19 protein-coding genes and 1 tRNA gene are annotated in these 13,310 nt (G+C 67.4%); 7 read left to right on the plus strand and 13 right to left on the minus strand.

Annotated elements, in window-relative coordinates:
• Positions 1-9: 9 nt before the first annotated feature.
• From OC159_RS04200 to preA, 4 genes are all read left to right on the plus strand, one after another.
• Entirely contained in the window at positions 10-669 is a 660-nt protein-coding gene (locus OC159_RS04200; RefSeq protein WP_265499901.1) for a response regulator transcription factor, read from the plus strand.
• A complete protein-coding gene (locus OC159_RS04205; RefSeq protein ID WP_265499902.1) occupies positions 666-1,970 on the plus strand; it encodes a sensor histidine kinase in 1,305 nt (434 codons plus the stop codon). Before OC159_RS04200 ends, OC159_RS04205 begins: the two co-directional genes overlap by 4 nt.
• A 97-nt stretch (positions 1,971-2,067) precedes the next feature.
• The gene (locus tag OC159_RS04210; protein WP_265499903.1) at positions 2,068-3,423 is read left to right on the plus strand and encodes an NAD(P)-dependent oxidoreductase; all 1,356 of its coding nucleotides are present in this window, start codon (positions 2,068-2,070) and stop codon (positions 3,421-3,423) included.
• A 10-nt stretch (positions 3,424-3,433) separates the two neighbouring features.
• Positions 3,434-4,732 carry an NAD-dependent dihydropyrimidine dehydrogenase subunit PreA gene (gene preA, locus OC159_RS04215; RefSeq protein ID WP_265499904.1) on the plus strand — a complete coding sequence of 433 codons (1,299 nt, stop codon included), beginning with the start codon at positions 3,434-3,436 and terminating at the stop codon, positions 4,730-4,732.
• Positions 4,733-4,783: 51 nt separating this feature from the next.
• Here preA and OC159_RS04220 read toward each other — a convergent pair whose 3' ends face one another.
• Genes OC159_RS04220 through OC159_RS04230 form a run of 3 tightly spaced genes read right to left on the minus strand, consistent with a single transcriptional unit; the run spans position 4,784 to position 8,162 of the window.
• On the minus strand, positions 4,784-6,256 hold the full coding sequence (locus tag OC159_RS04220) for a carboxypeptidase M32 (RefSeq protein WP_265499905.1): 1,473 nt from the start codon (positions 6,254-6,256) through the stop codon (positions 4,784-4,786).
• The gene (gene ctaA / locus OC159_RS04225; RefSeq protein WP_265499906.1) at positions 6,253-7,398 is read right to left on the minus strand and encodes a heme A synthase; all 1,146 of its coding nucleotides are present in this window, start codon (positions 7,396-7,398) and stop codon (positions 6,253-6,255) included. The genes OC159_RS04220 and ctaA overlap by 4 nt, the downstream gene beginning before the upstream one ends.
• A gap of 35 nt (positions 7,399-7,433) precedes the next feature.
• On the minus strand, positions 7,434-8,162 hold the full coding sequence (locus OC159_RS04230; protein ID WP_265499907.1) for an RNA methyltransferase: 729 nt from the start codon (positions 8,160-8,162) through the stop codon (positions 7,434-7,436).
• Between the two features lie 69 nt (positions 8,163-8,231).
• Here OC159_RS04230 and OC159_RS04235 point away from each other — a divergent pair, with 69 nt between their 5' ends.
• Complete coding sequence (locus tag OC159_RS04235; RefSeq protein WP_265499908.1) at positions 8,232-8,834, plus strand: thiamine phosphate synthase; 603 nt, start codon at positions 8,232-8,234, stop codon at positions 8,832-8,834.
• Position 8,835: 1 nt separating this feature from the next.
• Here OC159_RS04235 and purN read toward each other — a convergent pair whose 3' ends face one another.
• Together purN and purM are read right to left on the minus strand one after the other, a co-directional pair.
• The gene (gene purN / locus OC159_RS04240; protein ID WP_265499909.1) at positions 8,836-9,423 is read right to left on the minus strand and encodes a phosphoribosylglycinamide formyltransferase; all 588 of its coding nucleotides are present in this window, start codon (positions 9,421-9,423) and stop codon (positions 8,836-8,838) included.
• The gene (purM, locus tag OC159_RS04245) at positions 9,420-10,460 is read right to left on the minus strand and encodes a phosphoribosylformylglycinamidine cyclo-ligase (protein WP_265499910.1); all 1,041 of its coding nucleotides are present in this window, start codon (positions 10,458-10,460) and stop codon (positions 9,420-9,422) included. Before purM ends, purN begins: the two co-directional genes overlap by 4 nt.
• Before the next feature lie 106 nt (positions 10,461-10,566).
• Between purM and OC159_RS04250 the strand changes: the two genes are divergently transcribed.
• Positions 10,567-10,643, plus strand: a tRNA-Ile gene (locus tag OC159_RS04250).
• A gap of 32 nt (positions 10,644-10,675) precedes the next feature.
• Here the strand turns inward: OC159_RS04250 and OC159_RS04255 are convergent.
• The 8 genes from OC159_RS04255 to OC159_RS04290 all read right to left on the minus strand — a co-directional run bounded on the left by OC159_RS04255 (position 10,676) and on the right by OC159_RS04290 (position 12,892).
• Positions 10,676-11,188, minus strand: coding sequence for a tyrosine-type recombinase/integrase (locus tag OC159_RS04255; protein ID WP_265499911.1), 513 nt, complete (start codon positions 11,186-11,188; stop codon positions 10,676-10,678).
• Between the two features lie 162 nt (positions 11,189-11,350).
• Positions 11,351-11,656 carry a hypothetical protein gene (locus tag OC159_RS04260; RefSeq protein ID WP_265499912.1) on the minus strand — a complete coding sequence of 102 codons (306 nt, stop codon included), beginning with the start codon at positions 11,654-11,656 and terminating at the stop codon, positions 11,351-11,353.
• Complete coding sequence (locus OC159_RS04265) at positions 11,653-11,811, minus strand: hypothetical protein (protein ID WP_265499913.1); 159 nt, start codon at positions 11,809-11,811, stop codon at positions 11,653-11,655. The genes OC159_RS04260 and OC159_RS04265 overlap by 4 nt, the downstream gene beginning before the upstream one ends.
• On the minus strand, positions 11,808-11,948 hold the full coding sequence (locus OC159_RS04270) for a hypothetical protein (protein ID WP_265499914.1): 141 nt from the start codon (positions 11,946-11,948) through the stop codon (positions 11,808-11,810). The genes OC159_RS04265 and OC159_RS04270 overlap by 4 nt, the downstream gene beginning before the upstream one ends.
• Positions 11,945-12,190, minus strand: coding sequence for a hypothetical protein (locus tag OC159_RS04275; RefSeq protein ID WP_265499915.1), 246 nt, complete (start codon positions 12,188-12,190; stop codon positions 11,945-11,947). The genes OC159_RS04270 and OC159_RS04275 overlap by 4 nt, the downstream gene beginning before the upstream one ends.
• The gene (locus tag OC159_RS04280; protein ID WP_265499916.1) at positions 12,187-12,363 is read right to left on the minus strand and encodes a hypothetical protein; all 177 of its coding nucleotides are present in this window, start codon (positions 12,361-12,363) and stop codon (positions 12,187-12,189) included. Before OC159_RS04280 ends, OC159_RS04275 begins: the two co-directional genes overlap by 4 nt.
• Positions 12,364-12,365: 2 nt before the next feature.
• Positions 12,366-12,641, minus strand: coding sequence for a hypothetical protein (locus OC159_RS04285; RefSeq protein WP_265499917.1), 276 nt, complete (start codon positions 12,639-12,641; stop codon positions 12,366-12,368).
• On the minus strand, positions 12,638-12,892 hold the full coding sequence (locus tag OC159_RS04290) for a hypothetical protein (protein WP_265499918.1): 255 nt from the start codon (positions 12,890-12,892) through the stop codon (positions 12,638-12,640). Before OC159_RS04290 ends, OC159_RS04285 begins: the two co-directional genes overlap by 4 nt.
• A 25-nt stretch (positions 12,893-12,917) precedes the next feature.
• Between OC159_RS04290 and OC159_RS04295 the strand changes: the two genes are divergently transcribed.
• The gene (locus OC159_RS04295) at positions 12,918-13,307 is read left to right on the plus strand and encodes a hypothetical protein (RefSeq protein ID WP_265499919.1); all 390 of its coding nucleotides are present in this window, start codon (positions 12,918-12,920) and stop codon (positions 13,305-13,307) included.
• Positions 13,308-13,310: the final 3 nt, after the last annotated feature.

The following is a 13,310-nucleotide window of genomic DNA, read 5'->3' on the forward strand; positions in this document are numbered from 1 at the left end:
AAGGACCCCATGCGTGCGTTGATCGTCGAGGATGACCCGCAACTGGCCAGCCAATTGGCCGAAGCCCTGGCCGGGGCGGGCTTCGTTACCGATCATGCGGCCGACGGCACGCAGGGCGAGTTCCTAGGCGCGACCGAGACGTACGACGTCGCGATCCTGGACCTCGGCCTGCCCGGGCTGCCCGGCATCGATGTGCTGACCCGCTGGCGCGACCAGGGTATCGCCATGCCCGTGCTGATCCTGACCGCCCGGGGCGACTGGACCGACAAGGTCGCGGGCTTTCGGGCGGGTGCCGACGACTATGCCGTCAAGCCCTTCCGGCTGGACGAGGTCGTTCTGCGCGCCCAGACCCTGATCCGCCGGGCCGCCGGCCATGCCCGGCCCGTCATCAGCGCCGGCACCCTGCGGCTGGACGGGCAGCTGGGCGTCATCACGCGCGACGGCGTCGCCCTGAAGCTGACCGCGTTCGAGGCGCGGATCCTGACCTACCTGATCCACCACCAGAATCGCATCGTCAGCCGCACCGAGTTATCCGAACATCTCTACGAGGCCGAGAGCGACCGCGACTTCAAGTCGATCGAGGTCGTCATCGGCCGCCTGCGCCGCAAGGTCGGCGATGGCGTGATCGAAACCCGCCGCGGCGAGGGCTATGTCCTGAGGGCGGCGTGATCCGCTCGATCCGGGGGCGGCTGCTGCTTCTGGCGGCGGTCTGGCTGTCGGTCGCGCTGCTGGCGGCCTTCCTGCTGATCTCTCGCCTGCTCGAGGATTTCGTCACCGACCGCTTCGACACCGAGACGCTTGCCATCGCCGACAGCCTGATCGGCCAACTGGAGGTCGACGAGGACAGCGGCGATGTCGACCTGGACGACCGACCGCTGGACGCGCGCTATACGCTGCCCCTGTCGGGCTGGTACTGGCAGGTCGCGGGCGGCGACCGGATGATCGCACGCTCGCCTTCGCTGCTGGACGGGCGGCTGAGCGGGCCTAGCGGCGACCTGACCGGCGCTGCGGGCCGCGATACGGACGGGGCCGGGCTGCGCATCCTGCGTCGGGAACTGACGCTGCCCGGCAGCGAGGACACGGTGGCGGTCACCGTCACCGCGCCACAGGCGCAGATCGACACGGCCCTGGCGCAGATCGTCCGCCCCCTGGGCGTGGCGCTGGCCGTCCTGGGGCTGGGGCTGGCGACGGCCAGCGTGATTCAGGTGACGGCCGGCCTGGGCAGTTTGGACCGCCTGCGCGCTGACCTGGCGCGGGTGCGGGACGGACGCGCCGACCGGCTGGCGCTGCCCGACGTGTCGGAACTGCGCCCCCTGACGGCCGAGATCAACGCCGCGCTGGACCAGAATGCCGACCTTCTGGCGCGGTCGCGGCAGCACCTTGGCAACCTGGCGCATTCGCTGAAGACACCGCTTGCGGCGCTGTCGAACGAGCTGCCGCCCGACCACGCGGGCCAGGCGCTGATCACCCGCATGGATCGCCTGATCGGCTGGCACCTGCGCCGTGCCCGCCAGGCCGGTCCCCGCAGCCTGGGCCAGCGCACGCCGGTCCGCCCGGTGATCGACGACATCCTTCTGGTCCTGCGCTGGCCCCTGGCCGACAAGGGGATCGCGGTCGACATCCGCTGCCCCCCCGACGTCGCCTTCCCAGGAGAGCGTCAGGACCTCGAGGAGATGATCGGCAACCTGACCGACAACGCCGCCAAATGGGGCCGCAGCGCCCTGCACATCGCCGTCACCACGGGGCCCCATGGCCTTCGGCTGAGGGTCGAGGATGACGGCCCCGGCCTGGCCGCGGATCAGGCCAGCCGCGCCCTGATCCGCGGTGCGCGGCTGGACGAACTGGGGCCGCCGGGTGCGGGCTTGGGCTTGGCCATCGTTGCCGATCTTGCAGCGCTTCACGGCGGTGAGCTGCGGCTGGAACGCTCGGACCTCGGCGGCCTTATGGCGATCCTGGACCTGCCTGCCTGAAATATTCGCAGCTTCTATCCCGCGATATTTTACCGTTTGATAAAAAAATTGACCTGTGCCAGCCTTGTTTCACCAACAGGTGAGCCAGGAGACGAAAATGTCCCAAGCAAGACTGTCGCCCGGCGTCGTGCCGGGACGGCTGACACCCCAACAGCTGGCCGCGAACTTCGTCGATGTCGCCCCGCCGCTGGACCGGCACGAGGCGCATGTCGCCGCCGACCGATGCTATTTCTGCCACGATGCGCCCTGCATCACGGCCTGCCCGACCTCGATCGACATCCCGCTGTTCATCCGCCAGATCGCGACCGACACCCCGGATGCCGCGGCGATGACGATCTTTCACGCCAATATCCTGGGCGGGATGTGCGCCCGCGTCTGCCCGACCGAGCAGCTGTGCGAAGGCGCCTGCGTCCGCATGGAGGCCGAGGGCAAGCCGGTCGAGATCGGCGCGCTCCAGCGCTACGCGACCGACGGGCTGATGGCAAAGCGCGTCCACCCGTTCCGGCGCGCGCCCCAGACCGGCAGGAGCGTCGCGGTCGTCGGCGCGGGCCCGGCGGGCCTTGCGGCCGCCCACCGGTTGGCCGCCAAAGGTCATGACGTCACCATCTTCGAAGCCCGGCCAAAGCCCGGTGGGCTGAACGAATACGGCATCGCCAGCTACAAGGCCGTGGACGGGTTCGCGCAGGCCGAGGTCGACTGGATCATCGGCATCGGCGGGATGGAGCTTCGCCACGACCAGGTGCTGGGCCGCGACATCACGCTGGACGGGCTGCGCGCGGAATATGACGCCGTCTTCCTCGGCATGGGCCTTGGCGGGGTGAATGCACTTCGGGCCGAGGGCGAGGACCGCCGGCACGTGCTGGACGCCGTCAGCTTTATCCGCGACCTGCGCCAGGCCAGCGACCTGACCACCCTGCCCGTCGGGCGCGACGTGGTCGTGATCGGCGGCGGCATGACCGCCATCGACGCCGCCGTTCAGGCCCGCCTGCTGGGGGCGGAAAACGTCACAATCGTCTATCGACGCGGCCAGGACCGCATGGGCGCCAGCCGCCATGAACAGGACCATGCCACCGCAAGCGGCGTCAGGATCATCTGCGACGCGGCGCCCGTGACCCTGCACGGCAACGGCGCGGTGGCCGAGATCGAGTTCGCCTATACCGAGGACGGACCGGACGGGCTGAAGCTGACCGAAAACCGCTTCCGGCTGCGTGCCGACCAGGTATTCCGCGCCATCGGCCAGCGCCTAGACGGCGCTCCGCCCGAATTGCAGCTGATCGACGGGAAGATCGCCGTCAGCGCCCACGGCCGGACCTCGTTGGACGGTGTCTGGGCGGGCGGCGACTGCGCCGCCGGCGGAAACGACCTGACCGTGACAGCCGTGGCGCAGGGCCGCGACGCGGCAGAAGACATCGACGCCCGGCTGACCGGACGTCCCGTCGAAATCCCCGGCTGAGGACGCGATCATGGCAGACTTGCGCAGCAATTTCATCGGGATCAAGTCCCCGAACCCGTTCTGGCTGGCCTCGGCCCCGCCCACGGACAAGGAATACAACGTCCGCCGCGCCTTTCAGGCCGGCTGGGGTGGCGTCGTCTGGAAGACTCTGGGGGCCGAAGGACCTCCGGTCGTCAACGTGAACGGCCCCCGCTATGGCGTCGTCCACGGCGCCGACCGCCGCGTGCTGGGCATCAACAACATCGAGCTGATAACCGACCGCCCGCTGGAGGTGAACCTGCGAGAGATCAAGTCGGTCAAGCGCGACTATCCCGACCGCGCCCTGATCATCAGCCTGATGGTGCCCTGCGACGAGGATTCCTGGCGCGACATCCTGCACCGCATCGAGGATACCGGCGCCGACGGAGTCGAGCTGAACTTCGGCTGTCCGCACGGCATGGCCGAGCGCGGCATGGGATCGGCCGTGGGCCAGGTGCCGGATTACATCGAGATGGTCACGCGGTGGGTCAAGACCCACAGCCGCATGCCCTGCATCGTCAAGCTGACGCCGAACATCACCGACGTGACCAAGCCCGCCGCAGCGGCCAAGCGCGGCGGCGCCGATGCGGTCAGTTTGATCAACACCATCAATTCGATCACCTCGGTCGATCTGGACCTGTTCGCGCCGCAGCCGACCATCGACGGCAAGGGCAGCCACGGCGGCTATTGCGGCCCTGCGGTCAAGCCCATTGCGCTGAACATGGTGGCCGAAATCGCACGCGACCCGGTCACGGCAGGCATCCCCATCAGCGGGATCGGTGGCGTGACCACCTGGCGCGACGCGGCCGAGTTCATGGCGCTGGGGGCCGGGAACGTACAGGTCTGCACCGCGGCCATGACCTATGGCTTCAAGGTCGTGCAGGAGATGATCACCGGCCTGCACGATTACCTGGACGGCAATGACATGGCGCTCTCGGACCTGATCGGGCGGGCCGTGCCGAACGTCAGGAACTGGCAAGAACTGAACCTGAACTATGTCACCAAGGCCGTCATCGACCAAGACGCCTGCATCAGCTGCGGCCGCTGCTATGCCGCGTGCGAGGACACGAGCCACCAGGCCATCGCCATGAAGCCCGGCCGCGTCTTCGAGGTGATCGAGGAGGAATGTGTCGCCTGCAATCTCTGCGTCGACGTCTGCCCGGTCGAGAACTGCATCTCGATGCGGGAATTGGCGGTGGGTGAGATCGACAAGCGCACGGGCATCCCGCGCGGCACCTATGCGAACTGGACGAGCCACCCAAACAACCCGATGGCCCGCGCCGCCGAGTGATCCCTGCCCCGCTGGAGGTTTCAAAGGCCGCCAGCGGGGGCGTTGCTGCGTTCAGAGCCCGTAGATGCGGCCGAACTTGTCCTCGAGGTAGTCCAGAAGCGGCTCCGGCGTGACGGGTCTTGCCGAGGCTCTTTCGATCACCTCGGCCGGGGGCATCAGGCCGCCATGGCGCTGCACGTTCTCTCGCAGCCATTCGGTCCCCGGGGTCGCGTCCCCCTGTGCCAGCGCGCCGTCCAGATCGGGAACCGCCTCGCGCAGCGCCTTGTTCAGGCAGCCGGCATAGACGTTGCCAAGGGCGTAGGTCGGGAAATAGCCGAACAGCCCGACCGCCCAGTGGACATCCTGCAGCACCCCGTTCGCCGGACGGTCGACCGCCACGCCGAAGTCGTGCAGGAAGCGCGCGTTCCAGGCCTCGACCAGGTCCGAGGTGTCGAGGCGGCCCGAGATCAGGTCGCGTTCCAGGTCGAAGCGCAGCATGATGTGCAGGTTGTACTGGATCTCGTCTGCCTCGGTGCGGATGAAGCCGGGCGTCACCCGGTTCACGGTCGCATAGAAGGCGTCCGGGTCGGTGATGTTCAGCCCGTCGAAGGCCTCGTACATGCGGGTGAAAAGCCAGCCCGCGAAGGCGCGGCCGCGCCCCATCTGGTTTTCATAGATGCGGCTCTGGCTTTCGTGGACGCCCATCGACACGCCCCGCCCCAGCGGCGTGAAGGCGTAGTCTGGGTCGATCCCCTGCTCATAGCTGGAATGCCCGACCTCGTGGATGGTCGAATAGATGCAGTTGAACGGATCGGTCTCGACCACCCGGGTGGTGATGCGGCTGTCCTGCCAGCGCCCAGAGCTGAAGGGATGCACCGCGATGTCCATCCGCCCGCGCGTCCAGTCATAGCCGAAGGCGGTGGCGCAGCTGCGTGCCAGGCGAAGCTGAGTTTCCTGCGGGAAATGTCCGGCCAACGCCGCCGGCTGGCGTTCGGAGCCCAGCACATCCTCGCGCAGCGCGACCAGCCTGGGGCGCATCGTGTGAAAGAGCGTGGCGATCCGTGCGCCCGTCATGCCGGGTTCGTAATCGTCCAGCAGCGCATCGTATAGGTCGCCGCCGTCGGCCAGCGCCGCGGCCTCCTCGCGCTTCAGCATCAGGACCTGGTCCAGCGTGGGCAGGAAATCCTCGGGCGCATCCTTGGCCCGCGCTTCCGCCCAGATGCCTTGCGCCAGAGAGGTCAGCCGCGCCAGTTCGGACGCCAGCCGTGCGGGAATTCGGCTGCTGCGGGCGAAGTCGCGGGCGATCAGTTCGACCGCACGCCTGTCGGCGGGCGTCTGCGGGTCGGCCGCGTCCAGCCATTCGCCGATGCGGGGATCGGTGCGGCGGTCGTGCAGCACCTCCTCCATTGCGCCCATCTCCTCGGCCCGCTGCTCGGTGGCACCGCGCGGCATCACCGTTTCCTGGTCCCAACCAAGGCGCTCGGCGACCGAGGACAGGGCTTCGGTCTGGCGCTGGAAGGCCAGCAGGTCGGTCAGGGCGCTCATCGCGTCACTCCTCGGATCGAGGTCTCATGGGGGTAGCGGGCGTGGTGGCGCGCCCGCAGGATCATCGCGAACAGCACGACCGCGCCGAACTGGTGCGTCAACGCAAGGTGCAGGGGCGATGCGTGGATCACGTTCATGATCCCCAAGCCGATCTGCGCAGCCACCGCGACGATCATCACCGTGAACGCCCCGCGCGTCACCGGATGCGGCGACCGTCGCGCCCGCAGCCAGACGACCACGGCGAAGATCGCAAGAAGGTAACCGGTCATGCGGTGGATGAACTGGACCAGCGCCGGGTTCTCGAAGAAGTTCCGCCAGCCGAGGGTGCCGTCCCAGATCGCCGAGGGGATCCATTCGCCGCCCATTCTGGGCCAGCCGGTATAGGTGCGGCCCGCATCGATGCCGGCGACCAGTGCGCCCAGCAGGATCTGCAGGAACGTCAGGTGCAGAAGGCCGGTCGACATCGAGAACAGTTTCGCCTCGCCTGCACGGCGCGCGCGCAGCAGCTCCGCCTCGGACCGTGACAGCTGCAGCACATACCAGGTGATCAGACCCAGGATCACGAAGGCTATGCCCAGATGCGTCGCCAGCCGATAGGACGCCACGCGCACCAGATCGCCCGTCAGTCCGGAACTGACCATCCACCAGCCGATCGCACCCTGCAGCCCGCCAAGCGCACCAAGCACCAGAAGGCGCGGTGTCCATCCCGTCGGGATGCGGGAGGTCGCCCAGAAGAAGACGAAGCCAAGCGCCCAGACCAGGCCCACCAGGCGGCCCAGCAGCCGGTGGCTCCATTCCCACCAGTAGATGTATTGAAAATCGGACAGGGACATGCCCTGGTTGACCTCCTGGTATTGCGGGATCTGGCGATAGGCGTCGAATTCGCGCTGCCAGTCGGCGGCGGTCATCGGCGGGATGGTTCCGGTGACCGGCGCCCATTCGGTGATCGACAGGCCCGACCCGGTCAGCCGCGTCGCACCGCCCACCACGATCATCGCCAGCACCATGGCGAACAGCACCATCAGCCAAAGCCTGATGGCGCGGCGCGCGCCACGGGGGCGGGCGTCGATCATGCCGGTGGTCTGCACGGGGCGGGCTGCGGTCGGGTCCGAGACTTCCTGGAATACAGGTCGCTTGGCCATCGCGGGGCTCCTTTCGGGCGGAGGTTAGGGGGCGGTCAGCGGCGGGTCAACTGCCGCAGGACGCCGTGCAGAATGCGCACGTCGCCGCGCGTCAGCGACAGCCGCGCCCACATGCTGCGCATGTTCAAGCGCATCGAGGCCGCCTTGGTTTCGGGAAAGAAGAACCCGGCCTCGGTCAGCCTGTCGTCGAAGTGATCGCCAAGGCGTTCGATCTCCAGCCGGTCGGCAAGGTCCTGCGCCTCGCTGCGGCGGGCATGGGGGGCGGGTTCGGGCGGCAGGATCTCTCGGCCGTATTCATAGCCCATCAGCAGCACCGCCTGCGCCAGGTTCAGTGATGGAAACTCCGGGTTCACGGGCACCGTCACGATGGCATTGGCGCGCGCGATGTCGTCGTTTTCCAGCCCAGTGCGTTCGGGGCCGAAGATGATCGCGCTGCGGCCCGGATGCCGGCGGGCCTGTTCCATCGCCGTGGCCGGGGTATAGACAGGCTTGGTCAGCTCCCGTCCCCGCGCGGTGGTGGCATAGGCGAAGTCCACGCCGTCCATCGCCGCGGCCAGCGTCGGATACACCTTGGCCGCGTCCAGCACCTGCCCCGCCGCCCCCGAGGCCATGGCAACGGCCTTGGGGTTCGGCCAGCCGTCGCGCGGATCGACCAGCCGCATCTCGGTCAGGCCGAAATTCAACATGGCGCGGGCGGCGGCACCGATATTCTCGCCCATCTGCGGGCGGACCAGGATGATGACGGGCAGGCGATCGTTTTGCATGGTCACGGCATTAGTGCGTCTGGCGGCGGCGGGCAAGCTGCGCTATCTGCGACATAAAGGAGATGCCCCATGACCGACGCGCCGCAACTGTATCTGATGACGCCTGCCGGTGCGCAGGCTTCCGCCCTCGGCCCGCTTCTGACCGAGGTCATGGACCGCTTTCCGACGGCCTGCCTGCGCATCCGCAGCGGTGCCGAGGAGGACGAGTTGGGGCGCCTAGCCGACCTGGCGCGAGAGATCGCCCATGCCCGCGACGTGGCGGTGGTGATCGACGATCACGTCAAGCTGGCGCAGCGCCACGGGTTGGACGGCGTTCACCTTTCGGACGGGGCGCGCAGTGTGCGGTATGCCCGCAAGGAGTTGGGCGACGACGCCATCGTTGGCGCGTTCTGCGGCCCCTCGCGGCACGAAGGCATGACGGCGGCAGAACATGGCGCGGATTACGTGGCCTTCGGTCCGGTCAGCGACTCGGCCCTCTACAAGCGTGAGCCGGTCGAGCTGGAACTGTTCCAATGGTGGTCCGAGATGATCGAGGTGCCGGTCGTGGCCGAAGGCGCAATCACGCGCGACCTGATCGCGCAGCTGTCCCCGGTGACGGATTTCATCGCGCTCGGCGCCGAGATCTGGGCGCAGGACGACCCGGTCACCGCGCTGGCGCAGCTCTGGGGCTGAGCTAGAGCAGGACGGGCGTCCGGTCGCCCACCGCAAACCGCCGTAGCACCGCCGGATAAAGGCGGTGTTCCTGCGCCAGCACCCGCGCAGCCAGCATCGCCGCCGTGTCACCCGGCAGCACCGGGACTCGCGCCTGTCCCAGCATCGGCCCCGAATCCAGCTCGGGCGTGACCTCGTGGACGGTGCAGCCGGCCTCTGGATCGCCTGCGGCAAGGGCCCGGGCATGGGTGTCGAGGCCCGCGTATCTCGGCAGAAGCGACGGGTGGATGTTCAGCATACGGCCGGCGAATCGCTGCACGAAGCCGGGCGTCAGGATCCTCATGAAGCCGGCGAGGCAGATGATGTCGGGCCGCGCCTCCAGCAGCGGCCCAAGAAGCGCGGCCTCGAAGGCGGCGCGGTCGCGCGGAAAGTCGCGATGATCGACCGCGGCGACGGGAACGCCCAGGGCCGCCGCCCGTGCCAGCCCCGCCGCCTGCGGGTCGTTCGAGGCGACCAGCACCGGGCGCGCCGGGTGATCGCCCGTCATGTCCTCGACCAGCCGCAGCATGTTCGAGCCGCCGCCGGAAATCAGGATCGCGACGCGTGTCACGCAAGCCTGCCCGAATAGCGGATGCCCGCGCCCTGCGTCACCTTGCCGATCCGGTGGACCGACTCGCCCTGCCCGGCCAGAAGCTCGGCCAGCGCGTCGGCGCGGTCGGCCGAGACCACAAGGATCATGCCCAACCCGCTGTTGAAGGTCTTCAGCATTTCGGACTGCTCGATCCCGCCGGCCTCTGCCAGCCACCGGAACACCGGCGAAAGCGCCCACGAGGACAGGTCGATGTCCGCCCCCAGATCCTTAGGCAGAACGCGCGGCAGGTTCTCGGTCACGCCGCCCCCGGTGATATGCGCCAGGGCATGGACGCCCCCCGCGCGGATGGCAGCCAGCGCCGGCTTCACGTAGAGCCGCGTCGGCACCAGAAGCGCCTCGCCCAGGCTGGTATCGGCGAAGGGGGCCGCGTCGGACCACTGAAGACCCGCGCGCTCCGCCACCTTGCGGACCAGCGAATAACCGTTCGAATGCACCCCGTCCGATGCCAGTCCCATAAGGACATCGCCGGCCTGCACGCCGGCCGGCAGAGCCGTCCCGCGCTGCATCGCTCCCACGGCGAAACCCGCAAGGTCGAAGTCGCCATCGTGGTACATGCCGGGCATCTCGGCAGTCTCGCCACCGATCAGCGCGCAACCGGCCGCCTTGCAGCCGCGCGCGATGCTTTCGACCACCCGCGCACCTTCGTCCACCGACAGCTTGCCGGTGGCGAAGTAATCCAGGAAAAACAGCGGTTCGGCACCCTGGCACACCAGGTCGTTCACGCACATCGCGACAAGGTCCTGCCCCAGGCCGTCAAGATGCCCCGTGTCGATGCCGATGCGCAACTTGGTCCCCACGCCATCGGTCGCCGCGACCAGCACCGGGTCGTCATAACCCGCGGCCTTCAGATCGAACAGCGCGCCAAACCCGCCGAGCGCGTCCATGACCCCCGGCCGCGCCGTCGCCGCGGCGGCAGGCTTGATGCGTTCCACCAGCGCGTTCCCGGCGTCGATGTCGACGCCTGCGTCGCGATAGCTGATCCCGTTACTCGTCATGGCGGCCCCCGGCTGATGTCGGCACTCCGATAGCGGAACCCCGTCCAAGGAGCAACGCCCAAGCTTGACCCGCCCGCGCCGCCGCATTAGTCAGGGTCCGCTGCGGGGGCCTGTAGCTCAATTGGTCAGAGCAGGGCGCTCATAACGCCTTGGTTGCGGGTTCAAGTCCTGCCGGGCCTACCAACTGCCTCGCAACACTTTGTTTTCGTGTACTTTTACTGAAAGTTTACAGGGGTATCGGGCGCGTTCCCTTCGCTCTGGTCCTGTTCTGTTCCTAAAACCAGCCGCTTCAAATCGGTCGCGCGGGTATACCGCTGCGCCTCGGCAAGCGTCTCGTGACCGCCCCACTCCACGATTGCGTGCACCGAACCGCCGCCTTCGGCGATCATTGTCAGCCGCGCTTTCCGCAGGCCGTGTGCAGTCCTGTCCACCAACCCGGCGTCGCGGGCGCCGTCATTGATCACGTTGCCCAGGCCCTTGATGCTGCGAGACCTGCCTTGCGAAGTCTGCAGGAACGTCATGCCGCCCGACAGGCATAAGAGCGCGTCCTGCATCTGTTCGCGCTCTTTCTTCCAGGAGCCCTTGAACGCTTCGCGGCAGTTCTCCTCGCGTAGCTGTAGCGCCATGTCCTGACACGGGGTCGAGAAGGCGGCGCGGTTGGCTTTTGGGACCTCAGCAGCGTCCCCCGCCTCCACAGCTTCGATCAGCTTGTCCAGTGCGCCGGTCATTTGCCGCCCTCGCCTTCGGTGCCCGCCTTGCGGTCGCGCAGGATGCGGTCCAGCACCTCGTCCTGGTCGGGTCGGGGAAGTCTGAGGATGCCCATCATTCCGTCTCCGCTTCGACCGCGGCGCGGAATGTCGGGTAACGGCGCGTGCCCATCATGGAGACGGTCAGGCAGTAGTGGCCGCCATCTCGCTGGATGAGCGAGGTCTTCTTCGACCACTCCCTGCGGGGCTTGTTCTCCTTCCATCGGAGGCGAGCATCCGGAACCGGGCTTCACCTTCTTTCTCAGCGCGCATCGCGGAAACGATGTCCTGGAAGTAACTAGCCGGAATGCCGGGGATATCCAAACGATACAGCCCGTCGACCTTCTGGAGCGAGGCATCACCGCGATTGAAAATGTTGGTGTGGGTGTCATGCTCCCACCGGAACATCAGGCACATGTCGGTCAGTGTGCTGAGGGCTTTACGGATCATTCGCCGCCCGCCCGCTCATCTTCGCGCAGATGTGCGTAGACTGGTGGGTCTTGATCCAGCAGTTCACTGGTCGTGAGGACGATCCAACGCCAGAGAAGCAAGAAGCCGATGGCGATCATGATCGCTGAGACGAAAATCCAAGTGAGAGCGGTCATCTGCCCCTCCATTCAAGCAGGTCGATTTCCTTGATGATCTGCGCCGTGTAGTCGGGCTGCGCGAAGATGCGGGCCAACCAGAGCTGCCCGCGAAGGAAGGCGATGTTCAGGTCGCGCGTCATGAAGAGGCCCGTCATTGAAGCCGCCTCCTTGCGCGTGTCTCGAACGCGGTCACGACCGCGTCGGACATGATGGCGGCGGCGCCGTTGCGACACATCAGCGCCGGCGGCAATGCCTCGCGCGTGCGCTGGACTGCGACGACCGTGATCGAACCGCCGCGGAAGTGCGCCGTCGCAGAAGTTCCGACTTCGCCGGTCAAGGCGCACCAGGTCGCCGTGATGTCGACGGTCTCGCTGGTGATATCGACGGGGTAGATCATGTCTCGTCCCCTTGCAGCTGGTCCAGGTGACGGTCGATCTGCGCCCGTGCCTCCTTCAGCGTCTCGGCCATGTCGTGGCCGTTCGTTTCGTCATGCGTCCAGACGTAGGGCGTGCAGGGCACGTCGAACTGCCGGATCTGGATGCCGCGATAAGTCTGGCTGCTGTCCGGCATCGTCAGCACCTCCCCGTCGGGCCGTCGACGATGACGTCCTTGGGCAGAGGCATGTCGCTTTCGACTTGTGCCGCAGCGTCCAGCAGCTCTTGCGCCATCTCGCGGGCCTGCTGCGGCGTCAGCGTGACGCAGGCCAAATACTCCTGCTCCTGGTCATTCCCGTCGATGTTGCCCATGCCGAGGGTCACGACGCGATCGCCGTTCAGCTCCTCGTCCCAGTCCGCGCAGATCTCGGAGGCGCTGACGGCGGTGGCGTTGCAGAAGGTCGGGCTGCTCATGTCAACCACCAGGCGAGAGTTGCGCCGGCGATGACTCCGGCGACGGCCGCCGCGCCCAGCATCAGGTATCCGGCTGCCATGCTGCCGCTGGTGGGTTCGTCCCGCTCCAGCCCGATCCGCATGTTGCGCTGACGGATGTCCCGAGCTTCCTCGAAGGTGCCGCCGGGCCAGCCATAGTGCGAGCTGCGGCAGACAGCCTCGGCCTCTGCCTCGCTCAGCCCTCGGTCAAAAGGTCTGTGTTGAGCGGCCATCACGCGCTACGTCGTCGAGGGTGTCATGATGGGCCTGCTCTACTCGGCAATGGCTTTCGGCGATGATGAAGGGAACGAACTCTGTGGCGAGAAGATCGCGACGTGGATGCTGGGCGAGACCTTCGGGACAGTCATCGGCGGGCTTCCCTTCGTGCGCGACGCTTGGCATGGCTTCACCGACTTCGGCGACACAGGTGGTGTGCTGGGCTCGGTGCTGAACATCCCGGCCGAGGTCTACAAGCAGGCGGTTCAGGGGGAGAACGACCGGGGACTGCGGCGCGCTGTCGGCGACGCGGTCGGCATGGCCACTGGCCTGCCCACGGTTGCAGTGCTTCGGCCTGTCGAAGAACTGGTGGATGAGGGCGGCGGCTCGATCCTCGGGGCGCTCTTGGGGTTCAACCCGCTGACGAACTGACCT

It is taken from the genome of Paracoccus beibuensis, from assembly GCF_026162625.1.
In the GTDB taxonomy this organism is placed as follows: Bacteria; Pseudomonadota; Alphaproteobacteria; order Rhodobacterales; family Rhodobacteraceae; genus Paracoccus; species Paracoccus beibuensis.

Bases quoted from the DNA above. Each gene is read 5' to 3' on its own strand.
- ctaA (WP_265499906.1), bottom strand. From the start codon at position 7,398: ATGGCCAAGCGACCTGTATTCCAGGAAGTCTCGGACCCGACCGCAGCC.
- OC159_RS04295 (WP_265499919.1), top strand. From the start codon at position 12,918: ATGATGGGCCTGCTCTACTCGGCAATGGCTTTCGGCGATGATGAAGGG.
- preA (WP_265499904.1), top strand. From the start codon at position 3,434: ATGGCAGACTTGCGCAGCAATTTCATCGGGATCAAGTCCCCGAACCCG.
- OC159_RS04275 (WP_265499915.1), bottom strand. From the start codon at position 12,190: ATGATCTACCCCGTCGATATCACCAGCGAGACCGTCGACATCACGGCG.
- OC159_RS04200 (WP_265499901.1), top strand. From the start codon at position 10: ATGCGTGCGTTGATCGTCGAGGATGACCCGCAACTGGCCAGCCAATTG.
- OC159_RS04220 (WP_265499905.1), bottom strand. From the start codon at position 6,256: ATGAGCGCCCTGACCGACCTGCTGGCCTTCCAGCGCCAGACCGAAGCC.
- OC159_RS04210 (WP_265499903.1), top strand. From the start codon at position 2,068: ATGTCCCAAGCAAGACTGTCGCCCGGCGTCGTGCCGGGACGGCTGACA.
- purM (WP_265499910.1), bottom strand. From the start codon at position 10,460: ATGACGAGTAACGGGATCAGCTATCGCGACGCAGGCGTCGACATCGAC.
- OC159_RS04265 (WP_265499913.1), bottom strand. From the start codon at position 11,811: ATGACCGCTCTCACTTGGATTTTCGTCTCAGCGATCATGATCGCCATC.
- OC159_RS04235 (WP_265499908.1), top strand. From the start codon at position 8,232: ATGACCGACGCGCCGCAACTGTATCTGATGACGCCTGCCGGTGCGCAG.
- OC159_RS04230 (WP_265499907.1), bottom strand. From the start codon at position 8,162: ATGCAAAACGATCGCCTGCCCGTCATCATCCTGGTCCGCCCGCAGATG.
- OC159_RS04270 (WP_265499914.1), bottom strand. From the start codon at position 11,948: ATGACGGGCCTCTTCATGACGCGCGACCTGAACATCGCCTTCCTTCGC.
- OC159_RS04290 (WP_265499918.1), bottom strand. From the start codon at position 12,892: ATGGCCGCTCAACACAGACCTTTTGACCGAGGGCTGAGCGAGGCAGAG.
- OC159_RS04260 (WP_265499912.1), bottom strand. From the start codon at position 11,656: ATGATCCGTAAAGCCCTCAGCACACTGACCGACATGTGCCTGATGTTC.
- OC159_RS04285 (WP_265499917.1), bottom strand. From the start codon at position 12,641: ATGAGCAGCCCGACCTTCTGCAACGCCACCGCCGTCAGCGCCTCCGAG.
- OC159_RS04280 (WP_265499916.1), bottom strand. From the start codon at position 12,363: ATGCCGGACAGCAGCCAGACTTATCGCGGCATCCAGATCCGGCAGTTC.
- OC159_RS04255 (WP_265499911.1), bottom strand. From the start codon at position 11,188: ATGACCGGCGCACTGGACAAGCTGATCGAAGCTGTGGAGGCGGGGGAC.